At 71.8% G+C, this 25,664-nt stretch carries 25 protein-coding genes; 17 read left to right on the plus strand and 8 right to left on the minus strand.

The annotated features are described in order from the left end of the window. Nucleotides 1-64 precede the first annotated feature (64 nt). A complete protein-coding gene (gene polA, locus ABFX81_RS27165) occupies nt 65-2,791 on the plus strand; it encodes a DNA polymerase I (protein WP_346138802.1) in 2,727 nt (908 codons plus the stop codon). 137 nt (nt 2,792-2,928) lie between these two features. Further along, nucleotides 2,929-3,528 (plus strand): hypothetical protein, encoded by a 600-nt coding sequence (locus ABFX81_RS27170; protein WP_346138803.1) that lies wholly within the window; start codon nt 2,929-2,931, stop codon nt 3,526-3,528. Here ABFX81_RS27170 and ABFX81_RS27175 read toward each other — a convergent pair. After that, entirely contained in the window at nt 3,428-4,303 is an 876-nt protein-coding gene (locus tag ABFX81_RS27175) for a DUF4184 family protein (protein WP_086848817.1), read from the minus strand. The genes ABFX81_RS27170 and ABFX81_RS27175 overlap by 101 nt on opposite strands. Before the next feature lie 316 nt (nt 4,304-4,619). Here ABFX81_RS27175 and ABFX81_RS27180 point away from each other — a divergent pair, with 316 nt between their 5' ends. The 3 genes from ABFX81_RS27180 (at nt 4,620) to pgfA (ending at nt 7,684) form a co-directional block, all read left to right on the plus strand. Next, nucleotides 4,620-6,368, plus strand: coding sequence for a lytic transglycosylase domain-containing protein (locus ABFX81_RS27180; RefSeq protein ID WP_346138804.1), 1,749 nt, complete (start codon nt 4,620-4,622; stop codon nt 6,366-6,368). 162 nt (nt 6,369-6,530) lie between these two features. Then, nucleotides 6,531-6,665, plus strand: coding sequence for an SPW_0924 family protein (locus tag ABFX81_RS27185; RefSeq protein ID WP_106975450.1), 135 nt, complete (start codon nt 6,531-6,533; stop codon nt 6,663-6,665). A gap of 26 nt (nt 6,666-6,691) precedes the next feature. Continuing rightward, on the plus strand, nt 6,692-7,684 hold the full coding sequence (gene pgfA / locus ABFX81_RS27190; RefSeq protein ID WP_086855486.1) for a cell envelope lipid trafficking protein PgfA: 993 nt from the start codon (nt 6,692-6,694) through the stop codon (nt 7,682-7,684). Nucleotides 7,685-7,696: 12 nt separating this feature from the next. Here pgfA and hrpB read toward each other — a convergent pair whose 3' ends face one another. Further along, nucleotides 7,697-10,237, minus strand: a complete 2,541-nt coding sequence (gene hrpB, locus ABFX81_RS27195) for an ATP-dependent helicase HrpB (RefSeq protein WP_346138805.1) — start codon at nt 10,235-10,237, stop codon at nt 7,697-7,699. 4 nt (nt 10,238-10,241) lie between these two features. Further along, nucleotides 10,242-11,051, minus strand: a complete 810-nt coding sequence (locus ABFX81_RS27200) for a methyltransferase domain-containing protein (protein WP_086852675.1) — start codon at nt 11,049-11,051, stop codon at nt 10,242-10,244. Between the two features lie 365 nt (nt 11,052-11,416). Between ABFX81_RS27200 and rpsA the strand changes: the two genes are divergently transcribed. The 4 genes from rpsA to ABFX81_RS27220 all read left to right on the plus strand — a co-directional run bounded on the left by rpsA (nt 11,417) and on the right by ABFX81_RS27220 (nt 15,188). Next, complete coding sequence (gene rpsA, locus ABFX81_RS27205) at nt 11,417-12,913, plus strand: 30S ribosomal protein S1 (RefSeq protein WP_086852676.1); 1,497 nt, start codon at nt 11,417-11,419, stop codon at nt 12,911-12,913. Between the two features lie 232 nt (nt 12,914-13,145). Beyond that, nucleotides 13,146-14,084, plus strand: a complete 939-nt coding sequence (locus ABFX81_RS27210) for a PAC2 family protein (protein WP_086852678.1) — start codon at nt 13,146-13,148, stop codon at nt 14,082-14,084. Nucleotides 14,085-14,136: 52 nt separating this feature from the next. Further along, the gene (coaE, locus tag ABFX81_RS27215; protein WP_086852681.1) at nt 14,137-14,757 is read left to right on the plus strand and encodes a dephospho-CoA kinase; all 621 of its coding nucleotides are present in this window, start codon (nt 14,137-14,139) and stop codon (nt 14,755-14,757) included. A gap of 50 nt (nt 14,758-14,807) precedes the next feature. Beyond that, on the plus strand, nt 14,808-15,188 hold the full coding sequence (locus ABFX81_RS27220) for a tetratricopeptide repeat protein (protein ID WP_086852684.1): 381 nt from the start codon (nt 14,808-14,810) through the stop codon (nt 15,186-15,188). 69 nt (nt 15,189-15,257) lie between these two features. Here the strand turns inward: ABFX81_RS27220 and ABFX81_RS27225 are convergent, their stop codons facing one another. Continuing rightward, nucleotides 15,258-15,521: a DUF6343 family protein gene (locus ABFX81_RS27225; protein ID WP_086852686.1), complete on the minus strand. Its 264-nt coding sequence runs from the start codon at nt 15,519-15,521 to the stop codon at nt 15,258-15,260. 162 nt (nt 15,522-15,683) lie between these two features. Between ABFX81_RS27225 and ABFX81_RS27230 the strand changes: the two genes are divergently transcribed. From ABFX81_RS27230 to ABFX81_RS27240, 3 genes are all read left to right on the plus strand, one after another. Continuing rightward, complete coding sequence (locus ABFX81_RS27230; protein WP_086852688.1) at nt 15,684-16,394, plus strand: methyltransferase domain-containing protein; 711 nt, start codon at nt 15,684-15,686, stop codon at nt 16,392-16,394. Next, nucleotides 16,387-17,448 (plus strand): protein kinase family protein, encoded by a 1,062-nt coding sequence (locus ABFX81_RS27235; protein ID WP_346138806.1) that lies wholly within the window; start codon nt 16,387-16,389, stop codon nt 17,446-17,448. Before ABFX81_RS27230 ends, ABFX81_RS27235 begins: the two co-directional genes overlap by 8 nt. Nucleotides 17,449-17,560: 112 nt before the next feature. Then, entirely contained in the window at nt 17,561-18,025 is a 465-nt protein-coding gene (locus tag ABFX81_RS27240) for a DoxX family protein (protein WP_346138807.1), read from the plus strand. Between the two features lie 18 nt (nt 18,026-18,043). Here ABFX81_RS27240 and ABFX81_RS27245 read toward each other — a convergent pair whose 3' ends face one another. After that, nucleotides 18,044-18,691, minus strand: coding sequence for an RNA-binding S4 domain-containing protein (locus ABFX81_RS27245; protein ID WP_346138808.1), 648 nt, complete (start codon nt 18,689-18,691; stop codon nt 18,044-18,046). Between the two features lie 134 nt (nt 18,692-18,825). Here ABFX81_RS27245 and ABFX81_RS27250 point away from each other — a divergent pair, with 134 nt between their 5' ends. From ABFX81_RS27250 to ABFX81_RS27260, 3 genes are all read left to right on the plus strand, one after another. Next, the gene (locus tag ABFX81_RS27250; protein ID WP_086854943.1) at nt 18,826-19,443 is read left to right on the plus strand and encodes a helix-turn-helix domain-containing protein; all 618 of its coding nucleotides are present in this window, start codon (nt 18,826-18,828) and stop codon (nt 19,441-19,443) included. Nucleotides 19,444-19,541: 98 nt separating this feature from the next. Continuing rightward, complete coding sequence (locus ABFX81_RS27255) at nt 19,542-20,762, plus strand: MFS transporter (protein ID WP_346138809.1); 1,221 nt, start codon at nt 19,542-19,544, stop codon at nt 20,760-20,762. An 85-nt stretch (nt 20,763-20,847) separates the two neighbouring features. After that, nucleotides 20,848-21,552: a uracil-DNA glycosylase gene (locus ABFX81_RS27260; protein WP_346138810.1), complete on the plus strand. Its 705-nt coding sequence runs from the start codon at nt 20,848-20,850 to the stop codon at nt 21,550-21,552. Nucleotides 21,553-21,558: 6 nt separating this feature from the next. On the opposite strand, the gene ABFX81_RS27265 is transcribed toward ABFX81_RS27260, so the two are convergent. Continuing rightward, on the minus strand, nt 21,559-22,233 hold the full coding sequence (locus tag ABFX81_RS27265; protein WP_086854940.1) for an FCD domain-containing protein: 675 nt from the start codon (nt 22,231-22,233) through the stop codon (nt 21,559-21,561). A 175-nt stretch (nt 22,234-22,408) separates the two neighbouring features. Between ABFX81_RS27265 and ABFX81_RS27270 the strand changes: the two genes are divergently transcribed. Then, a complete protein-coding gene (locus ABFX81_RS27270; protein WP_086854939.1) occupies nt 22,409-23,872 on the plus strand; it encodes a cytosine permease in 1,464 nt (487 codons plus the stop codon). A 5-nt stretch (nt 23,873-23,877) separates the two neighbouring features. Beyond that, nucleotides 23,878-24,600 carry an aspartate/glutamate racemase family protein gene (locus tag ABFX81_RS27275; protein WP_086854938.1) on the plus strand — a complete coding sequence of 241 codons (723 nt, stop codon included), beginning with the start codon at nt 23,878-23,880 and terminating at the stop codon, nt 24,598-24,600. Here ABFX81_RS27275 and ABFX81_RS27280 read toward each other — a convergent pair. Both ABFX81_RS27280 and ABFX81_RS27285 read right to left on the minus strand, forming a co-directional pair. Next, complete coding sequence (locus ABFX81_RS27280; protein ID WP_086854937.1) at nt 24,597-25,199, minus strand: transferase; 603 nt, start codon at nt 25,197-25,199, stop codon at nt 24,597-24,599. The genes ABFX81_RS27275 and ABFX81_RS27280 overlap by 4 nt on opposite strands. 17 nt (nt 25,200-25,216) lie before the next feature. Then, the gene (locus ABFX81_RS27285; RefSeq protein WP_086854936.1) at nt 25,217-25,630 is read right to left on the minus strand and encodes a Rid family hydrolase; all 414 of its coding nucleotides are present in this window, start codon (nt 25,628-25,630) and stop codon (nt 25,217-25,219) included. Between the last annotated feature and the right edge of the window lie 34 nt (nt 25,631-25,664).

A 25,664-nucleotide genomic window follows, 5' to 3' on the forward strand; every position in this document is an offset into this window, starting at 1 on the left:
GCCCCGGCGCCCGCGCGGTCGGGGCCGGGGCCGAGTGTCAGTGGGGCGTGGCAGGATCGGGGGCGTGGCAGAGACAGCATCGAAGACGACCGACAAGACCTCCGGCGGCAGCCGTCCGCGACTGATGCTCATGGACGGGCACTCGCTGGCCTACCGAGCGTTCTTCGCGCTGCCCGCGGAGAACTTCACCACCGCGACGGGCCAGCCGACGAACGCGATCTACGGCTTCGCGTCGATGCTGGCCAACACGCTGCGCGACGAGGCGCCCACGCACTTCGCGGTCGCCTTCGACGTCTCCCGCAAGACCTGGCGGTCGCAGGAGTTCACGGAGTACAAGGCGAACCGCTCCAAGACCCCCGACGAGTTCAAGGGCCAGGTCGAGCTGATCTGCGAACTCCTCGACGCGATGGGCGCGGCCCGCTTCGCGGTCGACGGGTTCGAGGCGGACGACGTGATCGCCACGCTCGCCACGCAGGCCGAGGCCGAGGGCTTCGAGGTGCTGATCGTCACCGGCGACCGGGACTCCTTCCAGCTGGTCAGCGAGCACACCACGGTGCTGTACCCGACCAAGGGCGTCTCCGAGCTGACCCGCTTCACCCCCGAGAAGGTGTTCGAGAAGTACGGGCTGACGCCCGCGCAGTACCCCGACTTCGCGGCCCTGCGCGGCGACCCGTCCGACAACCTCCCCGGCATCCCCGGCGTCGGCGAGAAGACCGCCGCGAAGTGGATCAACCAGTTCGGGTCGTTCGCGCAGCTCGTCGAGCGCGTGGACGAGGTCAAGGGCAAGGCCGGGCAGAACCTCCGCGACCACCTGGAAGCGGTCAAGCTCAACCGCCGGCTGACCGAGCTGGAGCGCCAGGTAGAGCTACCCAAGGGCGTCACCGAGCTGGAGCGGACCGCCTACGACCGCAAGGCCGTCGCGATGGTCCTGGACACCCTGGAGATCCGCAACCCCTCCCTGCGCGAGCGGCTCTTCGCCGTCGACCCCGGCGCCGAGGAGGCCGAGACCACCCCGATCAGCACGGACGGCGTGCAGCTCGACGGCACGGTGCTCGGCACCGGTGAGCTGGCCGGCTGGCTCACCGAGCACGGCACCCAGCCCCTGGGCGTCGCCACGGTCGACGCCTGGGCGCTCGGCACGGGCTCGGTCGCCGAGGTCGCGCTCGCCGCGCCCGGCGGGGCGGCCGCCTGGTTCGACCCCTCCCAGCTGGACGAGGCCGACGAGAAGGCCTTCGCGGCCTGGCTCGCCGATGCCGCCCGGCCCAAGATCTTCCACAACGCCAAGGGCGCCATGCGCGTCTTCGCCGAGCACGGCTGGAGCGTCGAGGGCTTGCGCATGGACACCGCCCTCGCCGCCTACCTGGTCAAGCCGGGCCGCCGCTCCTTCGACCTGGACGCGCTGTCCCTGGAGTACCTGCACCGCGAGCTGACCCCCGCAGCCGCGGCCGACGGCCAGCTCGCCTTCGGCGCGGACGAGGGCGCCGAGGCCGAGGCCCTGATGATCCAGGCCCGCGCCGTCCTCGACCTGGGCGAGGTTTTCGAGAGCCGCCTGGAGGAGGTCGGCGCCGCCGACCTGCTGCGCGACATGGAGCTGCCCACGTCCGCGCTGCTCGCCCGCATGGAGCGGCACGGCATCGCCGCCGACCGGCCCCACCTGGAAGCCATGGAGCAGATGTTCGCCGGCGCCGTCCAGCAGGCGGTGAAGGAGGCCCACGCGGCGGCGGGGCACGAGTTCAACCTGGGCTCGCCCAAGCAGCTCCAGGAGGTCCTCTTCGGCGAGCTGGCCCTGCCCAAGACCAAGCGGACGAAGACCGGCTACACGACGGACGCCGACGCGCTGGCCTGGCTCGCCACGCAGACGGACAACGAGCTGCCGGTGATCATGCTCCGCCACCGCGAGCAGGCCAAGCTCCGGGTCACCGTCGAGGGCCTGATCAAGACGATCGCCGCGGACGGCCGCATCCACACCACGTTCAACCAGACGGTCGCCGCCACCGGCCGCCTGTCCTCGACCGACCCGAACCTCCAGAACATCCCGGTCCGCACCGACGAGGGCCGCGCGATCCGCCGCGGCTTCGTCGTCGGCGAGGGCTTCGAGTCCCTGATGACGGCCGACTACAGCCAGATCGAACTGCGCGTGATGGCCCACCTCTCCGAGGACGAGGGCCTGATCGAGGCGTTCACCTCCGGCGAGGACCTGCACACCACGGCCGCCTCCCAGGTCTTCGCGGTCGAGCCGACCGCGGTGGACGCCGAGATGCGCCGCAAGATCAAGGCCATGTCGTACGGCCTGGCCTACGGTCTGTCGGCCTTCGGCCTCTCCCAGCAGCTGAACATCGAGGCGGCGGAGGCCCGCGCCCTGATGGACGCGTACTTCGAGCGGTTCGGCGGCGTACGGGACTATCTGCGCCGGGCGGTCGACGAGGCCCGGGCGACGGGCTACACGGCCACGCTCTTCGGGCGCCGCCGCTACCTCCCCGACCTCAACAGCGACAACCGCCAGCGCCGCGAGGCGGCCGAGCGGATGGCCCTCAACGCGCCCATCCAGGGCACGGCGGCCGACATCGTCAAGATCGCCATGCTCAAGGTGGACGGCGCGCTCAAGGACGCCGGGCTCGCCTCCCGCATGCTGCTCCAGGTCCACGACGAAATCGTGCTGGAGATCGCCCCCGGGGAGCGGGCGGCCGCCGAGGAACTCGTCCGCCGCGAGATGGCGAACGCCGTCCACCTCCGCGTCCCGCTGGGCGTCTCGGTGGGCGCGGGCCCGGACTGGGAGTCGGCGGCGCACTAGTCCGGCGCGGAGTGCCCTCGGCCAGGTCCTGAGCCGGGGGCACCCGCCCCCCACCCCCGCTGAACCCCCGCCGGAACCGTCACTCGCGTGGCCCCCGACAAAGGGCCCCCGTCCCCGGCGGTCGCAAGGATGCGGGCATGGGTATACGCACGCTCCTCCGCCGCACGGCCCCAGGCGTGGCACTCCCGCCGGTTCAGCCCTTCGCGGCCGCCGCAAGCACGGTCCGCGTCCCCGCCGGCCTCACCACGGCCCTGCGCCGCACGACGGCGGACCTCCGGCAGCGTCTGGCCAAGGGCCGGCGGCCGGCCGACCCCACGCGCGCCACCGAGGCGCCCGCCGCGACCGGCCGTACCGGCGCCGGCGACGTGCCCGCCCTCACGGGGCTCACCGGCACCGGCGACCTGCCCGCCCTCACGGGTCTCACCAGCCCCGGCGACGTGTCCGAGATCCTCGGTCTCACCGGCGGCACATCCCCTGCCGCCCGGCACCCGGGCCATGCCGAGCGCCCCGGCAGGACGGGCCGCCCCTGGGCGGACCTGGCCCGCAGCTACCTGACGCTCGTCCTGACCCTGCTTCCACGGCCCCGCCGCCCCGCGCACACCACCATCACCGTGTACATCGCGACGACAGCGCCCCTCAGCGAGCGGCCGGCCGACTCGGCTCCACGCCGTCGACCTGGCCAGGACCGCCCGGGGCCGGGTCCGGATCCGGGACCGGAACCGGACGCCACACCCTGACCCCCAGGGCATACAGCAGCAGCGCCGGGACGAGACCCGCGCCCGCTCCGAAGCACACCGTCGGGATGATCTCCCACGGTTTCGCGCTCGAACCCCAGTAGGCCCACCACCGCGACGCCCGCTGCACCGCGCCCACGAGCGCGAAGCCGCCGATCACCGCACCGGCCAGCCACCGGTCCCGCACCGACAGCGCCGGGACCCCCACCGGCACGCGCGCGGGCGCCCGCCGTACGGCCCGCACCAGGAATGCGGCGATCACGCCCGCGGCCACCGCAGAACCGCCGTACTGCAAGTACCAGTACAGCGGTGAGCCCGCCACCTCCCGGCCCAGGACCGGAAACACCCGCATCCCCCACCGGTCGAGGTGGGTGAACGCGTCCCACACGACGTGCGTCAACGCGCCGAGCACCGCGGACACGTACCACCGCAGCACCAGGGGCGTCCGCACGCGCGCGCGAGGCGCCCCGCACCGCATCAGCGCGGAAACGCGCCCCTGCCGGGCTCGCGGCAGCAGCGCCACCAGCGGTTCGCGCACCAGCAGCCACAGCCCCACCAGCGCCCAGGCGATGAGCACATCGACCGTGAACACACCCGGGAACGAGTGCGTGACGTCACCGAACTCCATCGCCCCGGACACCGCACTCGCCGCGTAATAGGTCATGTCGGGCGCGAAGGAACCCGCCACGAGCACGGCGGGCACCAGCGGGCCCCGGCCGGTGCCGTCGGTGCGTACGGCGGGCAGTACGGCTGCCGCGTGGCTCAGCGTGAACGGCAACTCGGCTCCCTGTGACGGTCGTTGGCCGGGTGATCGGAAGGGCCCAGTATGCGGGATGACGAACTGCGGCCGCCCGCCATGCTCGTCACATGACCAACTGGTGAAAAACGGGCACGAACGGGTGCCCGAGCAAAGGAAGTTGCCGTAGGGTCGCCAGGGTCACCGTGCCGGTGGCAGGAGACAGGCCTGTGGAGGGCAACCACTCGGGCCGGTCGATCGTCACAACAGAGCGAACGCAACAGAAGTACGCGTACGCAACAGAAGCGCGCGACAGACAGAGACGGGCGCTCGGGCGTCCACGGGAGGGGTTCACTCTATGGCGGCGCAATTCGGCAGGAGGCTGTGCAAGGGGGCGGCGACCACCGCCGTGGCCGCGGTAGCGGTCGCGGCCCTGTCAGCCTCCCAGGCTCCGGGCGTGAACGACCACGGCAGACAGTCGGCCGCGGACGCCACACCGTCACCCGACGCGAGTGCCTCCGACGGCAGCGCCACCGGCAACTCCCCGTACTACACGGACCTGCCGCCGCTCAACAGCCCGAGCCCGTCACCGAGCACCGGGACGGGGCCCGCCACCCCCGGCACCTCCGAGGCGGGCATCCCCGCGACCGTCCTCGACGCGTACAAGAAGGCCGAGGCCGCGCTGCGCGACGCCAAGCCCGGCTGCAACCTGCCCTGGCAACTCCTCGCGGCCATCGGCCGGGTGGAGTCGGGTCAGGCCCGCGGCGGCCGCGTGAACGCGGAGGGCACCACCATCTCGCCGATCCTCGGCCCGCAGCTCGACGGCAACGGCTTCGCCCTCATCAAGGACACCGACAACGGCGCCTACGACGGCAACAGCACGTACGACCAGGCCGTCGGCCCCATGCAGTTCATCCCGTCGACTTGGGCCTGGGCGGGCCGCGACGCCAACGGCGACGGCAAGAAGGACCCCAACAACATCTACGACGCCGCGCTCGCCGCCGGCCACTACCTCTGCCGCTTCGACTGGGACCTGTCCGACCAGCAGGACCTCGACCGCGCGATCCTCAGCTACAACAACTCGCGGGAGTACCTGAACCTGGTCATGCGGTGGCTGGAGTACTACCGCAAGGGCACGCACGAGATCCCCGACGGCACCGGCACGCTGCCCGGCAACCGCAGCGACAACGGGGCCGGGGCGAGCCCCGGTCCCTCCGCGCCGCGCACGCCCGGCACGCCGGGCGCGGGCGGCTCGAAGCCCAAGCCCAGCCCCCCTGCGAAGCCCGGCGGGGGCGGTACGACGAAACCGAAGCCGCCCACCACACCGCCCGCCACCCCGCCGGACTCCCCGAGCACACCGCCCTCGCCGCCCGCCACCCCCACCGACACGGTGCACCATCTGGAGGACGCCGGGACGGCGAAGCTCACCGCGATGGCGGGTGACACGTTCACCAAGCGGATCAGCACCCGCGCCGAGACGAAGGCCGGCAAGGCCGTCGGCAAGGTCAGGATCCGCTTCACCATCGTCGGCGACACGGACACCACCTTCACGGGCGGCGAGAGCGTGGCCACGGTCGCCACCAACAGCTCCGGAGTGGCCGTCGCACCCGCGCTCCAGGCGGGGGAGAAGACGGGCGACGTCACCGTCCGGGCCACCGTCGTCGGCCGTATGGTCGCGGGCCTCGACTACACGGCCACCGTCACCGAGCGCGCCGCCGACGCCCTCGCCCGCACCGGTGACGCCGCGCTGACCTGCGCCCCGGGCGGCGAGTTCGCCAACCAGGTCGAGGTGAAGGCCACGTACAAGGGCGCCGTCGCGGACGGCGTGGCGGCCACCGCCACGCTGATCAAGTCGGCGGACGACCCGACCGCCAACGACAAGGGCCCCTTCTTCAAGGACGCCGACGGCAAGGCCGTACGCACGCTGGCGGGCCTGAAGACGGACGCGAAGGGCCTGCTGAAGCTGCCCAAGCTGTACGCGGACGACACCACCGGCACGTTCCTGCTCCGCATCACCACCGAAGGCGGAGCGACCCTCACCGTCGAACTGACGGTGGCGGCTGCCGAGACGTCCTCGCCGAGCCCCTCGGCCTCCCCGAGCGCGTAGCTCTCAGGTACGACGGACGACGCCCCTCTTTTCAAGAGGGGCGTCGTTTTTTCAGGAGGGGCGCGTCGTTGTGCGTGCAACGTGTTCTCATCTCCGCCGCGCGTTGCTACGGTGCCGAGAAACCTGACGGTGTATCAGCTCGCCCGTGGGGAGGCCCCCCGTATGCGCGCCCTCGTCGCCGCCGCCACCGGTCTCGCCGTCGCGTTCGCCGTGGTCCTGACGCTGACCGCCCTGGGCACCCCCTCGGGCGGGACGTCCCCGAAGCCGCTGCTGACGACGGTTCCCGCACACCCCTGACCGCCCCGTCCGGGAGGGAGGCCGAGATGCGCCGCAAGGCCGGCCTGGTCCTGCTCGCCCTCGCCGTGTTCTTCGCGGCCCTGTCCCCGCTGCTGCGCTGGTACGCCTTCCCGCGCCTCGCCAAGGTCCCCGCGCACCAGTACCAGGACATGGTCCTGGAGGCGGAGAACGCCACCCTCCTCGACTACGGCACGATGCGGGCCCGCACGGTCCCCAAGGTCACGATCGTGCAGACCCTCAAGGGCAACGTCGAAGCCTCCGAGCGGATCGAGGAGTCGGCGGGCCGCGACGTGGTCGTCTGGGACGGCCTGTCCTACGTCGTCGGCCCCGACGGCGAGATGGTGTCGAAGATCCCCGAGCGCTACATCTTCGACGCCCACACCCAGGAACCCGTCCACGCCACCGGCGAGATGGTCGACGGCGACCCGGTGCGCCGCGAGGGCATCGAGTTCAAATGGCCGTTCCTCACGGAGAAACGGGACTACGAGTACTTCGACACCCAGGCCCGCGTCACCGCCCCCATCCACTACAAGGGCACCCAGGACTTCCGCGGCCTGGAGGTCTACTACTTCGAGCAGACCATCCCCTGGACCAAGGTGAGGATCCCGAAGACGCTGCCCGTGGAGGGCCTCACCCCCGAGTCGGTCGCGCAGACCGGCACCACCCGCTGGTACACCACGGTCCGCAAGTTCTGGGTCGAACCCCTCACCGGCGCCCCCGTCTACGGCGAGGAACTCCACAAGGAGGAACTGCGCGGCGGCACCCTCCTCGGCGACCGCGACAAGGTGACCGCGTTCGCCGGGCACGTGAAGATGCGCGAGGACTACATCACGCACACGGTCGACCTGGTGAAATCCCAGCGCCTGCTCATCCTGCTGCTGACGTCCTACCTGCCGTGGGGCTCCCTGACTCTCGGCGTCCTCCTGCTGGCCCTCGCGCTGTACCTGGAGGCCCGCAGCCGACGCCCGTCCGGTCCGGCCCCCACCGAGGCCGAGGAACCGTCACCGGTCAGCGCCTGAGCCCGGCGGTGGTCAGCGCCTGAGCCGGGCGCTGGTGTGCCGGGTCGGCTCGGCCCCGGCCGGATCCTCCGGCCACGGATGCTTCGGATACCGCCCGCGCAACTCCGCCCGTACGCCCTTGTAGCCGTCCTTCCAGAACGAGGCGAGATCGGCGGTGACGGCGGCCGGCCGCCCGGCCGGGGACAGCAGATGGACGAGCAGCGGCACCCCCGCGACCCGCGGCGACTCCTGGAGCCCGAACATCTCCTGCAACTTCACCGCCAGCACAGGCTGCTCGGGCCGGGAGTAGTCGACGCGGATCCTCGACCCGCTCGGCACGGTGATCCGCTCCGGGGCGAGCTCGTCCAGCCGCCCGGCCTCCCCGGACGCCCAGGGCAGCAGCCGCGCGAGCGCCGCCCCGGCGTCGATCCGCGCCAGATCGGCCCGCCGCCGGGCCCGGCTCAGCTCCGGCTCCAGCCACTCGTCCACGCGCGCGTGCAGCGCGTCGTCGGAGACGTCGGGCCACGGTTCACCGAGGTGCAGCCGCAGGAACGCGAGCCGCTGCCGTAGAACACCGGCATCCGGCGACCACCGCAGCACGCCGAACCCTTCCCGCCGAAGCCCGTCCAGCAGCGCACCGCGTACGAGCCCCGCATCGGCGTTCTTCAGCGGCCGCACCGCCAGCTCCACGGCCCCCAGCCGCTCCACCCGCCGGGCCACGACGTCCCCGCCGTCCCACAAGACCTCGTCCCGCTCCTCCAGCAACGCGCCGGCCGCCAGCCGGGCCGTCTCCTCGTCGACGACAGCCCCGAGCTGCACGCGCGCGTGCCCCTTGCCGACGGGCCGGTCGGCCACGGCGACGGCCACCCACTCCGCCCCACGCAGCCCGCTCGCCTCGCCGGCCTCGGCCCGGGTTCCGGACACCATGAGGCACGACCCGCCGTCGACCCTGCCGACGCGCTCGGGAAAGGCGAGAGCGGCAACGAGCCCCACCTGCCGGTCCTCCGATGCGGGAGCCGACCTCTCGGCCGCACCCTCTGGACGCCGGTTACGGCTGGGCGGGTGGGAAACCCCTGAAACGACGGCCCGCAGCCGCCGAACCTCACCGCGCCACCGCGAGGCGTAGGCGTCACCCCCACGCCGGGCACGGCGCAACGCGCCCGCCAGATCATCCCCGTACTCCCGCGGAGCCTCCTCACTGAGCAACGCGATGACCTCAGCGGCCCTCTCCGCCCCGACCAAGCCGGACCCGTCAAGCAACGCCCGCCCCAACCGGGGATGCAACCCCAGCCGAGCCAGCGCGGCGCCCCGCTCCGTGGCCCGCCCGACGGAGTCGACCGCACCCACCGCCGCCAGAACCTCCCGAGCCGCCGCCATCGCCCCGCCCGGCGGCGGGTCCAGCAGCGCCAGCCCGGACGCGTCCGGATCACCCCAGCACGCCACCTGAAGCGCGAACGCCGTCAGGTCGGCCACCTTGATCTCGGGCGAGGGAAAGCGCGGCAGACGCGCGTCCTCGGCCTCCGCCCAGCACCGGTACACCGCCCCCGGCGCCTCACGCCCGGCCCGCCCCGCCCGCTGCCGCCCGGCCGCCTGCGACGCCCGCACCGTCGTCAGCGCGCTCAGCCCGCGCGCGTGGTCGACGCGAGGCTCCCGCGCCAGCCCGGAGTCGACGACCACGCGCACCCCGGGAACCGTCAGCGACGACTCGGCCACCGACGTGGCCAGCACCACCCGGCGACCCTCCCCGCCGGCCAGCACGGCGTCCTGCACGGCCGCGGACGCCCGCCCGTGCACCTGAAGCACCTCGATGTCCCCGAGCCCCCCGAGCTGCCCGGCGACCCGGGCGATCTCGCCCACGCCCGGCAGGAAACACAGCACGTCCCCGTCCCGCTCGGCCAGTGCCCGCCGCACCACCGACGCCACATGCGCCAGCAGCGCCGGATCGACACGCATCCCGTGCGGCGGCCGTACCTGCCGCACCGGCGGCGCCCACACGACCTCCACCGGATACGCCGCCCCCTCGGCCTCGACCACCGGAGCGCCGCCCAGCAGCGCGGCCCACCCCTGCGCGTCGGTCGTCGCCGAGGCGGCCACCAGCCGCAGCTCGGGGCGCAGCGTCTGCCGTACGTCCCACAGGAACGCCGCCGCCGTGTCCGCGTCCAGATGCCGCTCGTGGCACTCGTCGAGCACCACCACGTCCGTACCGGCCAGCTCCTGGTCCCGCTGCACCCGCTGCACCAGCACCCCGGTCGTGACGACCTCCACGCGCGTGTGCCGCCCGACGACGCGTTCCCCGCGCACGGTGTAGCCGACGCTCTCGCCGACCTTCTCGCCCAGCAGCCACGCCATCCGCCGCGCCGCCGCCCGGGCCGCGATCCGCCGCGGCTCGGCGACGATCACCCGCCGCCGGGGCCCCTCACCGAGCAGCCCCGCCAGGGCCAGCGGCACCAGGGTCGTCTTTCCGGTGCCGGGCGGCGCCACGAGGACGGCGGTGCCGTGCCCCGCCAGGGCGTCGTCCAGGGCGGGCAGGGCACCGCGTACGGGCAGGGCGTCCAGGGCGTCGTAACGGATCACGCACTCAGTCTCGTACGCACACGAAGATCGCCGTCCCCGGGATCAGGTTCCCGCGCAGCGGGGACCAGCCGCCCCACTCGGAGGAGTTCCACGCCGGCCACTCCGGCTCCACGAGGTCCACCAGCCGGAAGCCCGAGGCCACCACGTCCCGGACGCGGTCGCCGATCGTGCGGTGGTGCTCGACGTAGACCGCGCGGCCCTCCTCGTCCTGCTCGACGTAGGGCGTGCGGTCGAAGTACGAACCCGACACCGACAGCCCCTCCGGCCCCGGCTCGTCCGGGAAGGCCCAGCGGATCGGGTGCGTCACCGAGAAGACCAGACGGCCCCCGGGCCGCAGCACCCGGCGCACCTCCCGCAGCACCAGCCGCGGGTCGGCGACGAAGGGCAGCGCCCCGTACGCCGAGCAGGCCAGGTCGAACGAGCCGTCCGCGAAGGGCAGCGCCCCGGCATCGGCGCACACCAGGGGAAACGGTCCGCCGATGCGCAGCGCGTGCTGCAGCTGCCGGTGCGAAATGTCCAGGGCCACCGGGCGGGCGCCCTGGCCGGCCAGCCAGCGCGAGCACTGCGCCGCGCCCGCGCCGATCTCCAGGACGTCCTTGCCCTTCAGCTCCTCCGGCGGGCCGAGCAGCTCGGCCTCCACCTCGTCCAGACCCTCGGGGCCCCACACGAAGCGGTCGTCGCCGAGGAAGGTGCCGTGCTCGGTCTGGTACTCGTCCGCGTTGCGGTCCCACCAGCCCCGGTTGGCCCGGGAGCTCTCCGTGACATCTGCGTCACGCCGGGTCGCCTCTGGTTCGGACGCTTCGGGCTCTTGGATGATCGGCTCCCTCGTCGTACTCTTCCGTCCAGCCGGTCCCGGAGGTGTCCCGAAGGGGGCGTCACACGCCCTGCGTGGCCTCGGACGACACGACTTGTGCCGGGTATGCGGTGTTCCGCCCCGGGTGGGCGGCTTCGCGCATTGACCCTGCCCGGCTGCCCCCGTATGCTACAAGTTGCGCTGCGGGCCTGCGCACCTCAGACGTAGCAGGTTGCGCTCGCATCTGTATGTATGTCCCCTCGGTTGTCGAGGCGCCACCGATCTTGTGTGGCGCTTCCTTGGCTGTCCGGCTTCTGCAGAGCGAAACGGGCTCCCGGCGTAGCAGTACCTACGACTTCAATGTCCGTACCGGAGCCCTTTCCCACATGACGAGCAGCACCGAGACCACCGCCACCACCCCGCAGGTAGCGGTCAACGACATCGGTAACGAGGAAGCCTTCCTCGCCGCGATCGACGAGACGATCAAGTACTTCAACGACGGCGACATCGTCGACGGCGTCATCGTGAAGGTCGACCGGGACGAGGTCCTGCTCGACATCGGTTACAAGACCGAAGGTGTGATCCCGAGCCGCGAGCTCTCGATCAAGCACGACGTCGACCCCAACGAGGTCGTCGCCGTCGGTGACGAGATCGAGGCCCTTGTTCTCCAGAAGGAGGACAAGGAAGGCCGCCTGATCCTCTCGAAGAAGCGCGCCCAGTACGAGCGTGCCTGGGGCACCATCGAGAAGATCAAGGAAGAGGACGGGATCGTCACCGGTACCGTCATCGAGGTCGTCAAGGGTGGTCTCATCCTCGACATCGGCCTCCGTGGCTTCCTCCCGGCCTCCCTGGTCGAGATGCGCCGCGTTCGCGACCTCCAGCCCTACGTGGGCAAGGAGCTCGAGGCCAAGATCATCGAGCTCGACAAGAACCGCAACAACGTGGTCCTGTCCCGCCGTGCCTGGCTCGAGCAGACCCAGTCCGAGGTCCGCCAGACGTTCCTCACGACCCTCCAGAAGGGTCAGGTCCGTTCCGGCGTCGTCTCCTCGATCGTCAACTTCGGTGCCTTCGTGGACCTGGGTGGCGTCGACGGCCTGGTTCACGTCTCCGAGCTGTCCTGGAAGCACATCGACCACCCCTCCGAGGTCGTCGAGGTCGGCCAGGAGGTCACGGTCGAGGTCCTCGACGTCGACATGGACCGCGAGCGCGTCTCCCTGTCGCTGAAGGCGACCCAGGAAGACCCGTGGCAGCAGTTCGCCCGCACCCACCAGATCGGCCAGGTCGTGCCCGGCAAGGTCACGAAGCTGGTTCCGTTCGGTGCGTTCGTCCGCGTGGACGAGGGCATCGAGGGTCTGGTCCACATCTCCGAGCTGGCCGAGCGCCACGTGGAGATCCCGGAGCAGGTCGTCCAGGTCAACGACGAGATCTTCGTCAAGGTCATCGACATCGACCTCGAGCGCCGCCGCATCAGCCTCTCGCTGAAGCAGGCCAACGAGGCCTTCGGTGCCGACCCGTCGACGGTCGAGTTCGACCCGACCCTCTACGGCATGGCCGCGTCCTACGACGACCAGGGCAACTACATCTACCCCGAGGGCTTCGACCCCGAGACCAACGACTGGCTCGAGGGCTACGAGACCCAGCGCGAGGCCTGGGAGACCCAGTACGCCGAGGCGCAGCAGCGCTTCGAGCAGCACCAGGCGCAGGTCATCAAGTCCCGCGAGGCGGACGAGAAGGCCGCTGCCGAGGGTGGTGGCGAGGTCGCCGCTCCGGCCGCGTCCGGTGGCGGTTCGTACTCCTCCGAGGGCCCGGACAACTCCGGCGCGCTGGCCTCGGACGAGGCGCTTGCCGCCCTGCGAGAGAAGCTGGCGGGTGGGCAGAGCTGAACGCCCACTGAGCTGTAGCTCCTGACTGAGGGCCCGTACCTTTCGAGGTGCGGGCCCTCAGCGTGTGTCCGGGGCCGTCGTTCGGCTACGGGCCGGCGGGGGCTTGTCGCGCGGTTCCCCGCGCCCCTCAAGGGCGTTGTCCCAGCAGTCAAGATCAATGTTCTCCTGCTCCGGGGAATGCCCATGCCCCCAACGGTGTTGTGAGGTGTGAACACGAGGAGGAGCGGTCACTGTGCTAGATCCGCAGGGTTTGTACGCATGGGAGCCGAAGGGCCTGGCCGTCGTCGACATGGCGTTGGCCCAGGAGTCGGCCGGACTTGTCATGCTCTACCACTTCGACGGATACATCGACGCGGGCGAGACGGGCGACCAGATCGTCGACCGGGTGCTCGACTCGCTGCCTCACCAGGTCGTCGCCCGCTTCGACCACGACCGGCTCGTGGACTACCGCGCCCGCCGTCCGCTGCTGACGTTCAAGCGCGACCGCTGGAGCGACTACGAGGATCCCGCCATCGAGGTGCGGCTGGTGCAGGACGCCACCGGAGCGCCGTTCCTGGTGCTGTCCGGTCCCGAGCCGGACGTCGAGTGGGAGCGCTTCGCGGCAGCCGTGCGGCAGATCGTGGAACGGCTCGGCGTCCGCCTGTCGGTGAACTTCCACGGCATCCCCATGGGCGTCCCGCACACCCGGCCCGTCGGCCTGACCCCGCACGGCAACCGCACTGACCTCGTCCCGGGCCACCGCAGCCCGTTCGAGGAGGCGCAGGTGCCCGGCAGCGCCGAGTCGCTCGTCGAGTACCGCCTGCTCCAGGCCGGGCACGACGTCCTGGGCGTCGCCGCCCACGTCCCGCACTACATCGCCCGCTCCCCGTACCCGGACGCGGCCCTGACGGTCCTGGAGGCCATCACGGCGGCGACCGGACTGGTGCTGCCCGGCATCGCCCACGCCCTGCGCTCGGACGCCCACCGCACCCAGACGGAGATCGACCGGCAGATCCGCGAGGGCGACGAGGACCTCACCGCGCTCGTGGAGGGCCTGGAGCACCAGTACGACGCCGTCGCGGGCGCCGAGACCCGGGGCAACATGCTCGCCGAGCCGGTGGACATCCCGTCGGCGGACGAGATCGGCCGGGAGTTCGAGAAGTTCCTGGCGGAGAGGGAAGGCGACAGCTGAGCCCGGCAGACCTGGACAGGGGCCTGCCGCCGGCAGGGCCTAAGCTCGGCTCATGCTGAAGGTGGGCCTGACCGGCGGTATCGGTGCCGGCAAGAGTGAGGTGTCACGGCTGCTCGTCGAGTGCGGAGCCGTGCTGATCGACGCGGACCGTATCGCACGGGAGGTCGTCGCACCCGGGACCCCGGGACTCGCCGCGGTCGTGGAGGCCTTCGGCGAGGAGGTGCTCGCGGCCGACGGGAGCCTGGACCGGCCGAGGCTCGGCTCCATCGTCTTCGCCGACGCGGCGAAGCTCGCCACGCTCAACTCGATCGTGCACCCCCTCGTGGGCGCCCGCTCCCGCGAGCTCGAAGAGGCCGCCGCCGAGGACGCGGTCGTCGTGCACGACGTCCCGCTCCTCACGGAGAACGGCCTGGCGCCGCTGTACGACGTCGTGATCGTCGTCGACGCGAGCCCCGAGACCCAGCTCGACCGGCTCGTACGGCTGCGCGGCATGACCGAGGAGGACGCCCGCGCGCGGATGGCCGCCCAGGCGACACGCGAGCAGCGCCGGGAGATCGCGGACATCGTCATCGACAACGACGTCCCGCTGGAGGACCTGGAGCGCCGCGTGAAGGACGTGTGGGCCGAGCTGGAGCGCAGGTCGCAGGCGCCCCGGCCGTCCTCTCAGGAATAGCGGCATCCCGCGGGGGCGTTGAACCCTTGCAGTGAGGGAAGGACTCAGCCGTGCCCGAGACCAGCGGTTCGACCGGACGTACTCCGGAGACGCACGTCATCGACTTCCGTGCCGCCGAGCAACTGCTCGCGGCGCGGGACCCGCGGGGCGCGGTGAAGCTGCTCGACGGAGTCATCGCCGCGCACCCGGAGAACACCGCCGCGCGGCTGCTGCGCGCGCGTGCCTTCTTCGCGGCGGCGCAGCTGAGGCCGGCGGAGCTCGAGTTCTCGATCGTGCTCGAGCGCGAGCCGGACAACGCGTTCGCGCACTTCGCGCTCGCCCGCACCTATGAGCGGCAGAACCGCCCCGACCAGGCCAAGCGCCACTTCCGGCTGGCCGCCGCGCTGGACCCGAACCCGCGGTTCCTGAAGGCGGCGGGTTTCGACTCGTGAGCGGCCTTCCCCGTCTGCATCGAGGATGATCCTGGGTGATCTGTCCGCATCAGGGATGATCCCGCTGCCTCAGGGGTGATCGTCCGGTGGACGGTAGGGCGGGATGTCGGGGCCCGGCTGGTAGTGCGGGCCCTGGCGGATGTGCCTGAGGACGACCACCAGGTCGATCGTGACGACGAGCAGCAGCGCGCCACAGGCGATGGCCCAGCCGGTCCGCCCGGCGAGCGTGAAAGCGACCGTCCCGAAGAGCGCCCAGACCAGTCCCCACACGCTCAGCCAGAAGCGCACGCGCAGAGCACTGCGCGCAGTCCTCGGTTCACTGCCTGTACGCATCACATCTCCGCTCCTCCCTCTCTGCAAAGTACTCCTCGCCGCGGATGCCGACCAATGGGGAGCCGTGCCCGGTACGGGATGCCGTTCACTCGGGCGGGTGAACGTGGCCGGGACGGGAACGGGCGTGCGGATGTGGGCCGTTGGGCGGGCATGGAGCTGAAAATGCGTGAGGGGTACGAGGGGACGGGACCCGGGGCCATCACCCCGGACGGCTGCGCTGTGGAGTTCTACGCGCGGCTGCCCCTCGGGGACGAACCGGACGTCATCGCGGCAGCGGTGCCGGCGGGCGCGCGCATCCTGGAGCTGGGCAGCGGCGTCGGGCGCATGACCCATGCGCTGCTGGAGCGCGGATTCGAGGTCACGGCGGTGGACGAGTCCGCCGAGATGCTGGAGCGGGTGCGCGGAGCGCGGACGATATGCAGCCCCATCGAGGACCTGGCCCTGGCCGAGAAGTTCGACGTGGTGCTGCTGGCGTCGTTCCTCGTGCACGCCGGGGACGCCGAGGTGCGGCGGGGCCTGCTGCGCACCTGTGTGCGGCATGTCGCGGCGGGCGGCTGCGTGCTGATCCAGCGGGAGGGCGAGGACTACCACACGAACGTGCCGCGTGAGCGGGTGGACCCCAGCGGCTTCACCGTCCGGGTCGTGTCGTCGGAGCCGGTCGGCGACGGTGTCAACTCGGTACGCGCGGAGTACGAGTTCCCGGACGCGGTCTGGACCCATACGTTCCGGGCGCGACCGCTGACCACGGAACAGTTCGAGGAGGCGCTGGAGGAGACGGGCCTGAGAGTGGACCAGTACCTGACGGAGGATCGGACCTGGGTGAGGGCGGTGCAGGCCCGGCAGCCCGGCGGTCCGGGCGAGCGGGGTGCGTGAGGCGCCGTACGGGGTGGGGGAGGCCGGGCGACTGGCCGGCTACGACACGGTCTCGACGTCACTGGCGCTGTGCGGGGACGCCGAGCTGCGCGAGCTGGTGGACGCGGCCGTGCCGTTGGGGACGGGCATCGGCGGGAAGTCGGCGCGGATGGACGTGGGCGGCACGACGGTCTTCGTGAAACGGGTGCCACTGACGGACCTGGAGCGGCGGCCGGAACACCTCCGGTCCACGGCCAACGTGTTCGGGCTCCCCACATTCTGCCAGTACGGCGTCGGCGGGCCCGGGTTCGGGGCGTGGCGTGAGGTCGCCGTCCACACGATGACGACGAACTGGGTGCTCTCCGGGCAGTTCCCGGGCTTTCCGCTGATGTACCACTGGCGCGTACTGCCGGACGAGGCACCCACCCTCGCGGAGGAACTGGCCGATGTGGAACGGGCCGTGGCCTACTGGGAAGGCAGCGCGGAAGTACGGCGTCGTATCGAGGCGTTGCGTCAGTCCTCGGCGAGCGTCGCGCTGTTCCTGGAGTACGTCCCCCAGACGCTGCACGCGTGGCTCACGGAGCAGCTACGCACGGGCGGCGCGGCGCTCGACCGGGCTTGCTCGCTCGTGGAGAAGGAACTGCGGGCCGGTACGTCCTTCATGAACAGCCGGGGGCTGCTCCACTTCGACGCACACTTCGAGAACGTCCTGACCGACGGCCGACGCCTGTACTTCGCCGACTACGGCCTCGCCCTGTCCAGCCGCTTCGACCTCTCACCCGCCGAGACCGACTTCCACGACCGGCACGCCGGCTACGACCGCTGCTACACGGCCAGTTACCTCGTGAACTGGCTGGTCACCGCCCTGTACGGCGGGGACTGGGAGATGCGTGGAGCACTGATACGGGCCTGGGCCGAAGGACAGCAGCCCACCGGGGTGCCACCCGGGACGGCGAGGATCCTCGCCCGCCACGCGCCGGTCGCGGCCGTGATGACGGACTTCTACCGCACGATCCAGGAGGTGAGCAGGACGACTCCCTACCCGGCGGAACGACTCCGGCGGTTCTGCCCGTGACAGGCAGGGCCGGAGCGAGGCGGGCGAAATCTGACGGGCGGCGATGAGTTCGAGGGCGAGGGGCGGTCTATCCCTGCGACATCACCACGAACCGCTTCCCCAGGAGACCTCCATGCCCGAGACCACGGCTCCCGTCACCGCCGCCCCCTCCGCCCCGGCCGGTGTGGTCGTCGCCGAATCCGCGACCGCTCGTGGGCGGCGTGCCCGGATCGCGCTGCGCGGCCTCCAGGTGCTGCTCGCCCTCTTCTACGGAATCGCGAGCGCCCTGCCCAAGCTCATCGCGCACCCGTCGGCTGCCGAGTCGTTCGAGGAGCTCGGCTGGGGCAGCGCGGGGATGTACACCATCGGTGCGCTCGAACTGGCCGGAGCGGTCGCCCTGTTGATCCCGGTGCTCCAGTCGGTGGCGGCGATGGCGCTGGGCGCGCTGATGGTGGGCGCGTTCGTCGTCCAGATCACCGTCATGGGCGGGCAGTACGCGGCGACGCCGCTCATCCTGATCGTGCCGCTCGCCCTCATAGCCTGGGCGCGGCGGCGGCACAACGCGGAGCTCCTGCGCCTGCTGCGGCTCCGGGGGTGATCCTGCCGCGTGCGCTGCTCACGGCCTCGGCTTGCCCGACCCTCCGCCGGGGCCGGGGCCGAAGCCGCTTCCGGTGCCCGGGCCTGGTCCCGGGCCTGCCAGGCCGCGTAGGCGTTCCAGTTCGCGGCGGTCCCGCTTCGTCGGGCGGCCCGCGCCGCGGTCGCGGATGCCGGCCGGGGCGACGGCCTCGCGGGGCGGGGGCGGCGGGGAGTTGTCGATGTAGCACTGGGCGGCCACGGGGGCGCCGACCCGCTTGCGGATCAGCCGTGTGACGACGACGACCCGCTCCCGGCCGTCGTGCCGCAGGCGCACCTCGTCGCCGACGCGCACGCCGTGGGCGGGCTTCACACGCTCACCGTTGACGCGGACGTGTCCGCCCCGGCAGGCGGTGGCGCCCAGGGAACGGGTCTTGACGAGGCGTACGGCCCAGATCCAGCTGTCGACGCGGACCGTCCCGCCGCTCTGCGGCCCGGCGGCCTCGGCGGCAGCGATCGCCGCCGCGACCTTCGGGTCCACGGGCTGCGGTTCCACGGGCTGCGGTTCCACGGCCTTCGGGTCCACGGCCTTCGGGTCCACGGCCTTGGGGTTCGCGGTCTTCGCGTCCACGGCCTTCGGGTCAGCCTTCGTGGCGTCCGCTCCGTCGTACTCCGCGCCTTCAGAAGCCATGCCCCCGACCTTAGTCCTTCGAGGCACCTGTTTTAGGGCCGTCCGGGCAGGTGGTCGTCCTCGAGGGGAATCTGCAAGATTAGTTTTGCAAAAAGTCTTTTGGAAAATGCGGACGGTCACCTACCCTCCCGGGCATGGACAGCGACGAGCACAAGCGCGTACTCGATCCCGAGCACGACACCGATGCCCTGAAGGCCCTCACCCACCCCCTGCGCATCCAGCTGCTCGGGCTGCTGCGGCAGGACGGGCCCGCCACGGCCAGTGAGCTCGCCGCACGGACGGGGGAGTCGTCGGCGTCGACCAGTTACCACCTGCGGGTGCTGGCGAAGTACGCGTTCATCGCCGAGGCCGAGCACCGTGACGGCCGGGAGCGGCGCTGGCGGGCCCGGCACACCGTGACGTCCTGGAGCAACGAGGCGATGGAGTCCTCCGAGGCGGGCCGTGCCTTCGTCAGTCTGGCGCGGCGGCGGCAGCTGGAGCACCTGGAGACCTCCCTCGCCCGGCACGAGGCGGACATGGCCGCCGGGCGGTTCGGCCAGGAGTGGGTGGAGCCGTCCGGGATCAGCGACCTCATGCCCCGGCTGACGGCCGAGTCGCTCACCGAGCTCTGGGACACGGTCGCCCGGAAGCTGGAGGAACTGACCGCCAGGGACGCGGAGGATCCGCGCGCCGAGCACGTCATGCTCCTCACCGCCGGCCTGCCGCTCGCCCCGCACGACCGTGAGGGCACGGATCGCGAGAGTGCCTCATGACAGAGCTGCGGGAACCGTTGGAGGCGTCCGGGATACGGGCCGCTCGTCGCCGGTACGTCACCGTCTGCGCGCTCTTATGGCTGCCACCGGGCCTCGGTATGGCCTCGCTGGTCCTTCTGTTCAGCGAGCGCGGCATGTCCCTCGCCGCGGTGGCGGGGCTCTTCGCCGCTCACTCGCTGACCGTGGCCGCGCTGGAGCTGCCCACGGGCGGGCTCTCGGACGTCCTCGGACGCCGGCCGGTCCTGGCCATGGCCGGTGCGCTCAACGTGGTCGCCTTCGCCCTGGTCGGCCTCGGCACGACCGCCTGGGTACTCACCGCCGGCATGGTGCTCATGGGCGCGGCCCGCGCCCTGGCCAGCGGTACCGCCGAGGCCTGGTACGTCGACACCGTCCAGGCGCACTCCGGCCCCGACGCCGAGCTGCGGACGGGCCTGGCCCGGGGCGGATCCGCGACCTCCGCCGCCCTCGCGGCCGGCATCCTGCTCGGCGGTGCCCTGCCCTGGCTGCTCGGGGTGGGGCCCGATCTCGGTGCCCGGCTGAGCGAGGCGACATCCGGGGCGGTGCTGCCCCTGTCCGTTCCCGTGCTGCTCGGAGCCGCGGTCAGGATCGTCTTCGTCTGCTACGTGCTGACCGTCCTGCGGGAGCCGCCGCGGCCTGCGGCCACCCCGCGTTCCGTGCTGCGCGGCGTCCCGGTCACCGTCCTGGGCGGACTGCGGCTGGGCGGACGCGACGCGCTGGTCCGGCGGGTCCTGCTCACCGCCGCGGCCGTCGGCAGTGCCCTGGCCGTCGTCGAACTGCTCATGCCGGGCCGTACCGCGGCGCTGACCGGGGCGATCGGCTCCGGCGCGATGGCCTATGCCGCGCTCTCCTGCGCCGGCTTCGTCTGCGGCGGAGTCGGCAGTCACCTCGCGCCGTTCGCCGCCCGGGTCGCGGGCAGCGGTGAACGGGCCGTGCTGGTCTGCCTCGGGGGCTGTGCGGGCGGCATGCTGCTGCTCGGCGTCACAGCGTCCACCACGCACCTGCTCGGCACGGCCCTCGCGGTCGTCGGCTTCTGCCTGTTCCACCTCGGCATCGGTGCGGCTTCCCCGAACGAGAACGAACTGCTGCACCGCCGGGTCCCCAGCGCGCAGCGCGCCACCGCCCTGTCCGTCCAGTCCCTCGCGCAGCAGTTGGTCGGCGCGCTCACCGGCCTGGCCGTCGGGGTGTTGCCGTCGGGCCCCCTGCCCTGGCTGCTGACCGGTGCCGTGCTGTTTTCCGGGGCCCTGCTCTGGCTCCGTCGGGCCGGCGTCCGCTCCACGCCGGTCACGACCACCACCTGAACCGGCGCACCGGGGCGTCCGGACCGGCCCGGGAAACCCGCCTCCCTCCGACGACCACGATCCCGCCTGCGCCTACCGTGGAGTGATGGACGCCAGCGGTCTCCCTCTCCTCGACCGGCGCATCACGGACTGCCGGGCCTGCCCGCGGCTGGTCTCCTGGCGTGAGGAGGTGGCCCGGGTCAAGCGAGCCGCCTATACGGACTGGACGTACTGGGGGCGGCCGGTTCCCGGGTTCGGACCGGAGGACGCCCGGCTCCTGATCGTCGGACTCGCCCCCGCCGCCCACGGCGGCAACCGCACGGGGCGGATGTTCACCGGCGACCGGTCGGGGGACGTCCTGTACGAGGCGCTGTACGACGTGGGCCTCGCGTCCCGGCCCACCGCCGAGCACGCCCACGACGGTCTGGAGCTGTACGGCGTGCGCGTCACCTCGCCCGTGCACTGCGCACCGCCCGCGAACAAACCCACCCCTCAGGAGCGTGACACCTGCCGTCCCTGGCTCGTGCAGGAACTGCGGCTGCTGCGTCCGACGCTGCGGGCCGTGGTCGTGCTCGGCGCCTTCGGCTGGCAGGCGGCGCTGCCCGCGTTCGCCGAGGCGGGCTGGTCCGTGCCCCGGCCCCGGCCCGCCTTCGGCCACGGCGCCCGGTTCCGTCTGGACGGCCTCGAGCTCTTCGGCTGCTTCCATGTCAGCCAGCGCAACACCTTCACCGGCCGGCTCACGCCGGTGATGCTGCGCGACGTCCTGCGGACGGCCGCGCGGGCGGCGGAGTTGCCGACGACCGCCGGCTGAAGACGGCTAGGGGATGTCCGGGGTGTGCTCCTCCTCGAACAGATGCCGCACCGTGGAGCGGTAGTTGGTCCGTACGTGCGTGAGCGCGTGCGCGCGGGCCCGGTCCGGGTCGCCCGAGGCGATCGCCTCGAACAGCTCGCGGTGCTCCACGAGGAGCTGGGGCCACTCCTCGTTGCGCCGGGTCATCCAGCGCAGCCGGCCGGCGACCGGTTCCAGGGCCTCGGTCAGCAGGCTGTTGCCCGCCATCGCCACGATGCGGTCGTGCAGGCGGCTGTTGACGTCCGTGATCACCTCGGCGTCCTCGGCCTCGGTCGCGGCGGCGGCGCGGTCGAGGAGTTCCTGGACCTCGGCCAGGTCCTCCGCAGTCGCGCGGGACGCGGCGAGTCCGGCGGCGTAGACCTCCAGGGCCTCGCGCAGTTCGAACAGTTCCTTGACGTCGTTCGGGGTGAGCCGGCGTACGACCGTGCGGCGGGGTGTCTCGAAGTGGACGAAGCCCTCGGCGACGAGCGCCCGGATCGCCTCCCGGACGGGAACGCGCGAGACGCCGAAGCGTTCCGCCAGCTCGCGTTCGACCAAGCGGTCGCCGGGACGGAGGCTGCCCGCGATGATCTGCTGCCGCAGCTCGGCCGTGACGCGCTCGCGCACCGCTCCAAGAGGTTCGATCTTCGTCATGGAGACCATCCTCGCCGAGGCGAGGGGTCTTTTACGGAGCGTTAACAAGAGCGACATCGGTCAGAACTGTTGACGGCGGGACCATGACCGCAGTTTGGTATACCAAAGCTCCCAGCAGAGCGGACCCCGCACAGCAGTTCCTCACAGAGCAGTCCTCCGACGTCCCTCGCTCATGGAGGCCCCCGTGTCCCTCGCCGACCGTGCCGCACCCACCGGCACCCCAGCGTTCGTCCCCGACCCCCGGCTCACCAACGAAGACCTCGCGCCCGCGAAGAAGCGCAACTGGAAGGTCTTCGACCTCTTCGCCATGTGGATGTCCGACGTCCACAACCTCGGCAACTACACCTTCGCCGCCGGGCTGCTCTTCCTGGGCATGAACGTCTGGCAGATCTTCACGTCCCTGCTCGTCGGCTTCGTGATCATCTACATCGGCATGAACTGGATGGGGAAGATAGGGCAGCGTCACGGCGTCCCCTTCCCGGTCGTCAGCCGTATCGCCTTCGGCGTCTGGGGCGCCAACATCCCGGCGCTGATCAGGGCCGTGATCGCCATCATGTGGTACGGCATCCAGACCTACCTGGCCTCCGTCGCCGTCAACGTGATGCTGCTCGCGGCCTGGCCCGGTCTGGAGTCGTGGACGCACAACTCGTTCCTCGGGCTGGACGCGCTCGGCTGGGTCTCCTTCATCGCGCTGTGGCTGGTCCAGGCGGCGATCATCAGCCGGGGCATGGAATCGGTCCGCAAGTTCCAGGACTTCTGCGGTCCGGCGATCTGGCTCGTGATGATCGCGCTGGCCGTGTGGATCCTCGCCAAGGCCGGCTGGACGATCTCGCTCACCTCCACTCCGCACCCGGTCTCCGTGGGTGAGCAGTGGCGCCAGTGGTTCGGCGCGATCGGCCTGGTCCTCGCCACGTACGGCACCCTGATGCTCAACTTCTGCGACTTCTCCCGCTTCTCGCCCGACTACAAGTCGGTCAGGCGCGGCAACTTCTGGGGCCTGCCCGTCAACTCCACGGCCTTCGTGATCGTGTCGGTCATCGTCACGGCGGGCGCGTTCGAGGTGTTCGGCAAGGAGATCACCGACCCGGCCTACCTCGTCGCCGAGATCGGCAACACGTGGGTGCTGGTGCTGGGCGCGCTGACCTTCGCCATCGCCACGATGGGCGTCAACATCGTCGCCAACTTCGTCTCGCCGGCGTACGACCTCGCCAACGTCTGGCCGCAGAAGATCACCTTCAAGGTCGGCGGCATGATCAGCACGGTCGCGGCCCTGCTCGTCACGCCCTGGAACCTCTTCTCCAACCCGACGGTCGTGAACTACTTCCTCGGCGGCCTCGGTGCCTTCCTCGGCCCGCTGTTCGGCGTGATCATGCTCGACTACTACTGGGTCAAGCGCGGCCGCGTGAACGTGGACGAACTGTTCGACGCGACCCCCGGCTCCCGCTACCACTACCGCAAGGGCGTCAACCCCAAGGCGCTGTGGGCCTTCCTGCCGGCGGCGGGTGTCGCGGCGGTGCTCGCGCTGGTGAAGGACTTCAGCGACGTGGCGCCGTACTCCTGGTTCATCGGCACGGCCCTCGCGGCCGGGCTGTACGCGGTCCTGTGCCGCAGCGAACGTGCCGCCGATCGCGTGGCCGTGGAGGTCTGAGAGACGTGCGGATCGTCGTCACCAACTGCAACACCACGCAGGAGATGACCGAGGAGATCGTACGAGGTGCCCGGGCCGCCGCAGGCCCGGGCACCGCCGTGACCGGACTGACCCCCGACTGGGGGCCGGAGTCCGCGGAGGGCTGGCTCGACAGCTACCTGTCCGCCGCCGCCGTCCTGGACACGCTGCGGACGTACGACGGACCGCCCTACGACGCCGTCGTCATGGCCGGTTTCGGGGAGCACGGGCGCGAGGGCGTCCGGGAACTGGTGGGCGTACCGGTCGTCGACATCACCGAGGCGGCGGCACATCTGGCCTGCCTGCTGGGCCGCCGCTACGGCGTCGTCACCACGCTGGCCAGGTCCGTCGGCCAGATCGAGGACAGCCTGGAGACGGCGGGCGTGGCGCGGAACTGCGCCGCGATCGTCGGCACGGGCCTGAACGTGCTCGACCTCGGCGACGACGAGCGCACCGAGACGGCGTTCCTGGCCGCCGCCGAGCGGGCGTGCACGGCCGGGGCAGAGGTGCTGGTACTGGGCTGTGCCGGCATGACGGGGTTGCAGCGGGTGGTCGGGGAGAAACTGGGCCTGCCGGTCGTCGACGGGGTCGCCGCGGCGGTCAAACTGGCGGAGTCGCTGGTGGCGCTGGGGCTGACGACGAGCCGGGCGGGGAGCTACGCCGAGCCGCTGGCGAAGCGGAGGGTGTGGGGGCGGCCGGAACGGCACTAGGGGGCGTCGAGCGTGACGTCGTCGCGATGGGCGCCGTAGAACCGCACCTGGCGGGCCATCACCTCCCGCATGGAGGTGCCGCGCGGGATGCCGTACACCGTGCCGGGGAAGTCCAGCGCCTCCTGCACCTGCCACAGCTCGTCGTGTTCGCCGGGGGCGAAGAGGCGGGCCCGGGGCGCTCCCGCCGCGATCCAGCCGATGGGCAGGACGGTGCCGGGCGGCAGCACGGAGTTGACGTGCAGCACGCTGTGGATCCGCAGTTCGGATCCGGCGCTCGCGACGGCGCCCGGGAAGACGCAGGCGCCGGTCGCCACGAAGACCTCGTCCTCCAGGGTCGCCCCGTTGACATGGGCGTGCGGGCCGACGAGCACGGCGTCACCGATCACCGCGGGGTGCCGGGCCCGCCCCCGCACCAGGGCGTTCTCCATGACGACGACGTCCGAGCCCACCCGCACCTCCCCGTCCTCGGCGGTGAGCACGGCCCCGTGCAGCACCCGGCTGCGCTCACCCAGGACGACGGCCCCGCACAGGACGGCCGTCGGGGCGACGTACGCGGACTCGGGGACGACGGGGCGCCGCCCTCGGTGCTCGATCAACATGGCGTTCTCCTCAGGCCTCAGGCCGGCGGCTCGCCGGGCACGACCGCTGTCGCCGTAATCTCCACCAGCTGTCCCGTGTATCCGAGGCACGCCACGCCGATCAGTGTCGACGAGTGCGGACCGGCACTGAGCCCGGACGCCTCGACGACGTCCCAGACGGCGGACAGCGTCGCCGGTTCACTGCTCACCACGTACACATCGGTCACCACGACGTGCGCCAGGTCGCTGCCGACCGCACGCAGTTGCTCGCGGAGGTTGTCGATCACCTGCTCGGCCTGCCGTACAGGGTCTCCGGGACCGACGAGCTTGCCGTCGGCATCCAGCGGAACGGACCCGGCGAGGAACGCGAGTCTGGTGCCGGCTTCCACGACGGAGGCGTGGGAGTAGACGGGCGGCGGAAACAGGCTCGGGACAGTGACTCGCTGGATCACGGGGATCTCCGATCTACGGGCAGCCGAGGGCAAC

Source organism: Streptomyces coeruleofuscus (assembly GCF_039532725.1).
GTDB lineage: Bacteria > Actinomycetota > Actinomycetes > Streptomycetales > Streptomycetaceae > Streptomyces > Streptomyces coeruleofuscus.

What these genes read in the sequence shown, in the direction of transcription:
- coaE (WP_086852681.1), top strand. Translation starts at nt 14,137, where the DNA reads ATGCTGAAGGTGGGCCTGACCGGCGGTATCGGTGCCGGCAAGAGTGAG.
- ABFX81_RS27245 (WP_346138808.1), bottom strand. Translation starts at nt 18,691, where the DNA reads ATGGCTTCTGAAGGCGCGGAGTACGACGGAGCGGACGCCACGAAGGCT.
- ABFX81_RS27170 (WP_346138803.1), top strand. Translation starts at nt 2,929, where the DNA reads ATGGGTATACGCACGCTCCTCCGCCGCACGGCCCCAGGCGTGGCACTC.
- ABFX81_RS27280 (WP_086854937.1), bottom strand. Translation starts at nt 25,199, where the DNA reads ATGTTGATCGAGCACCGAGGGCGGCGCCCCGTCGTCCCCGAGTCCGCG.
- ABFX81_RS27265 (WP_086854940.1), bottom strand. Translation starts at nt 22,233, where the DNA reads ATGGTCTCCATGACGAAGATCGAACCTCTTGGAGCGGTGCGCGAGCGC.
- rpsA (WP_086852676.1), top strand. Translation starts at nt 11,417, where the DNA reads ATGACGAGCAGCACCGAGACCACCGCCACCACCCCGCAGGTAGCGGTC.
- pgfA (WP_086855486.1), top strand. Translation starts at nt 6,692, where the DNA reads ATGCGCCGCAAGGCCGGCCTGGTCCTGCTCGCCCTCGCCGTGTTCTTC.
- ABFX81_RS27250 (WP_086854943.1), top strand. Translation starts at nt 18,826, where the DNA reads ATGGACAGCGACGAGCACAAGCGCGTACTCGATCCCGAGCACGACACC.
- ABFX81_RS27230 (WP_086852688.1), top strand. Translation starts at nt 15,684, where the DNA reads ATGCGTGAGGGGTACGAGGGGACGGGACCCGGGGCCATCACCCCGGAC.
- ABFX81_RS27180 (WP_346138804.1), top strand. Translation starts at nt 4,620, where the DNA reads ATGGCGGCGCAATTCGGCAGGAGGCTGTGCAAGGGGGCGGCGACCACC.
- ABFX81_RS27260 (WP_346138810.1), top strand. Translation starts at nt 20,848, where the DNA reads ATGGACGCCAGCGGTCTCCCTCTCCTCGACCGGCGCATCACGGACTGC.
- ABFX81_RS27255 (WP_346138809.1), top strand. Translation starts at nt 19,542, where the DNA reads ATGGCCTCGCTGGTCCTTCTGTTCAGCGAGCGCGGCATGTCCCTCGCC.
- ABFX81_RS27240 (WP_346138807.1), top strand. Translation starts at nt 17,561, where the DNA reads ATGCCCGAGACCACGGCTCCCGTCACCGCCGCCCCCTCCGCCCCGGCC.
- ABFX81_RS27225 (WP_086852686.1), bottom strand. Translation starts at nt 15,521, where the DNA reads ATGCGTACAGGCAGTGAACCGAGGACTGCGCGCAGTGCTCTGCGCGTG.
- ABFX81_RS27185 (WP_106975450.1), top strand. Translation starts at nt 6,531, where the DNA reads ATGCGCGCCCTCGTCGCCGCCGCCACCGGTCTCGCCGTCGCGTTCGCC.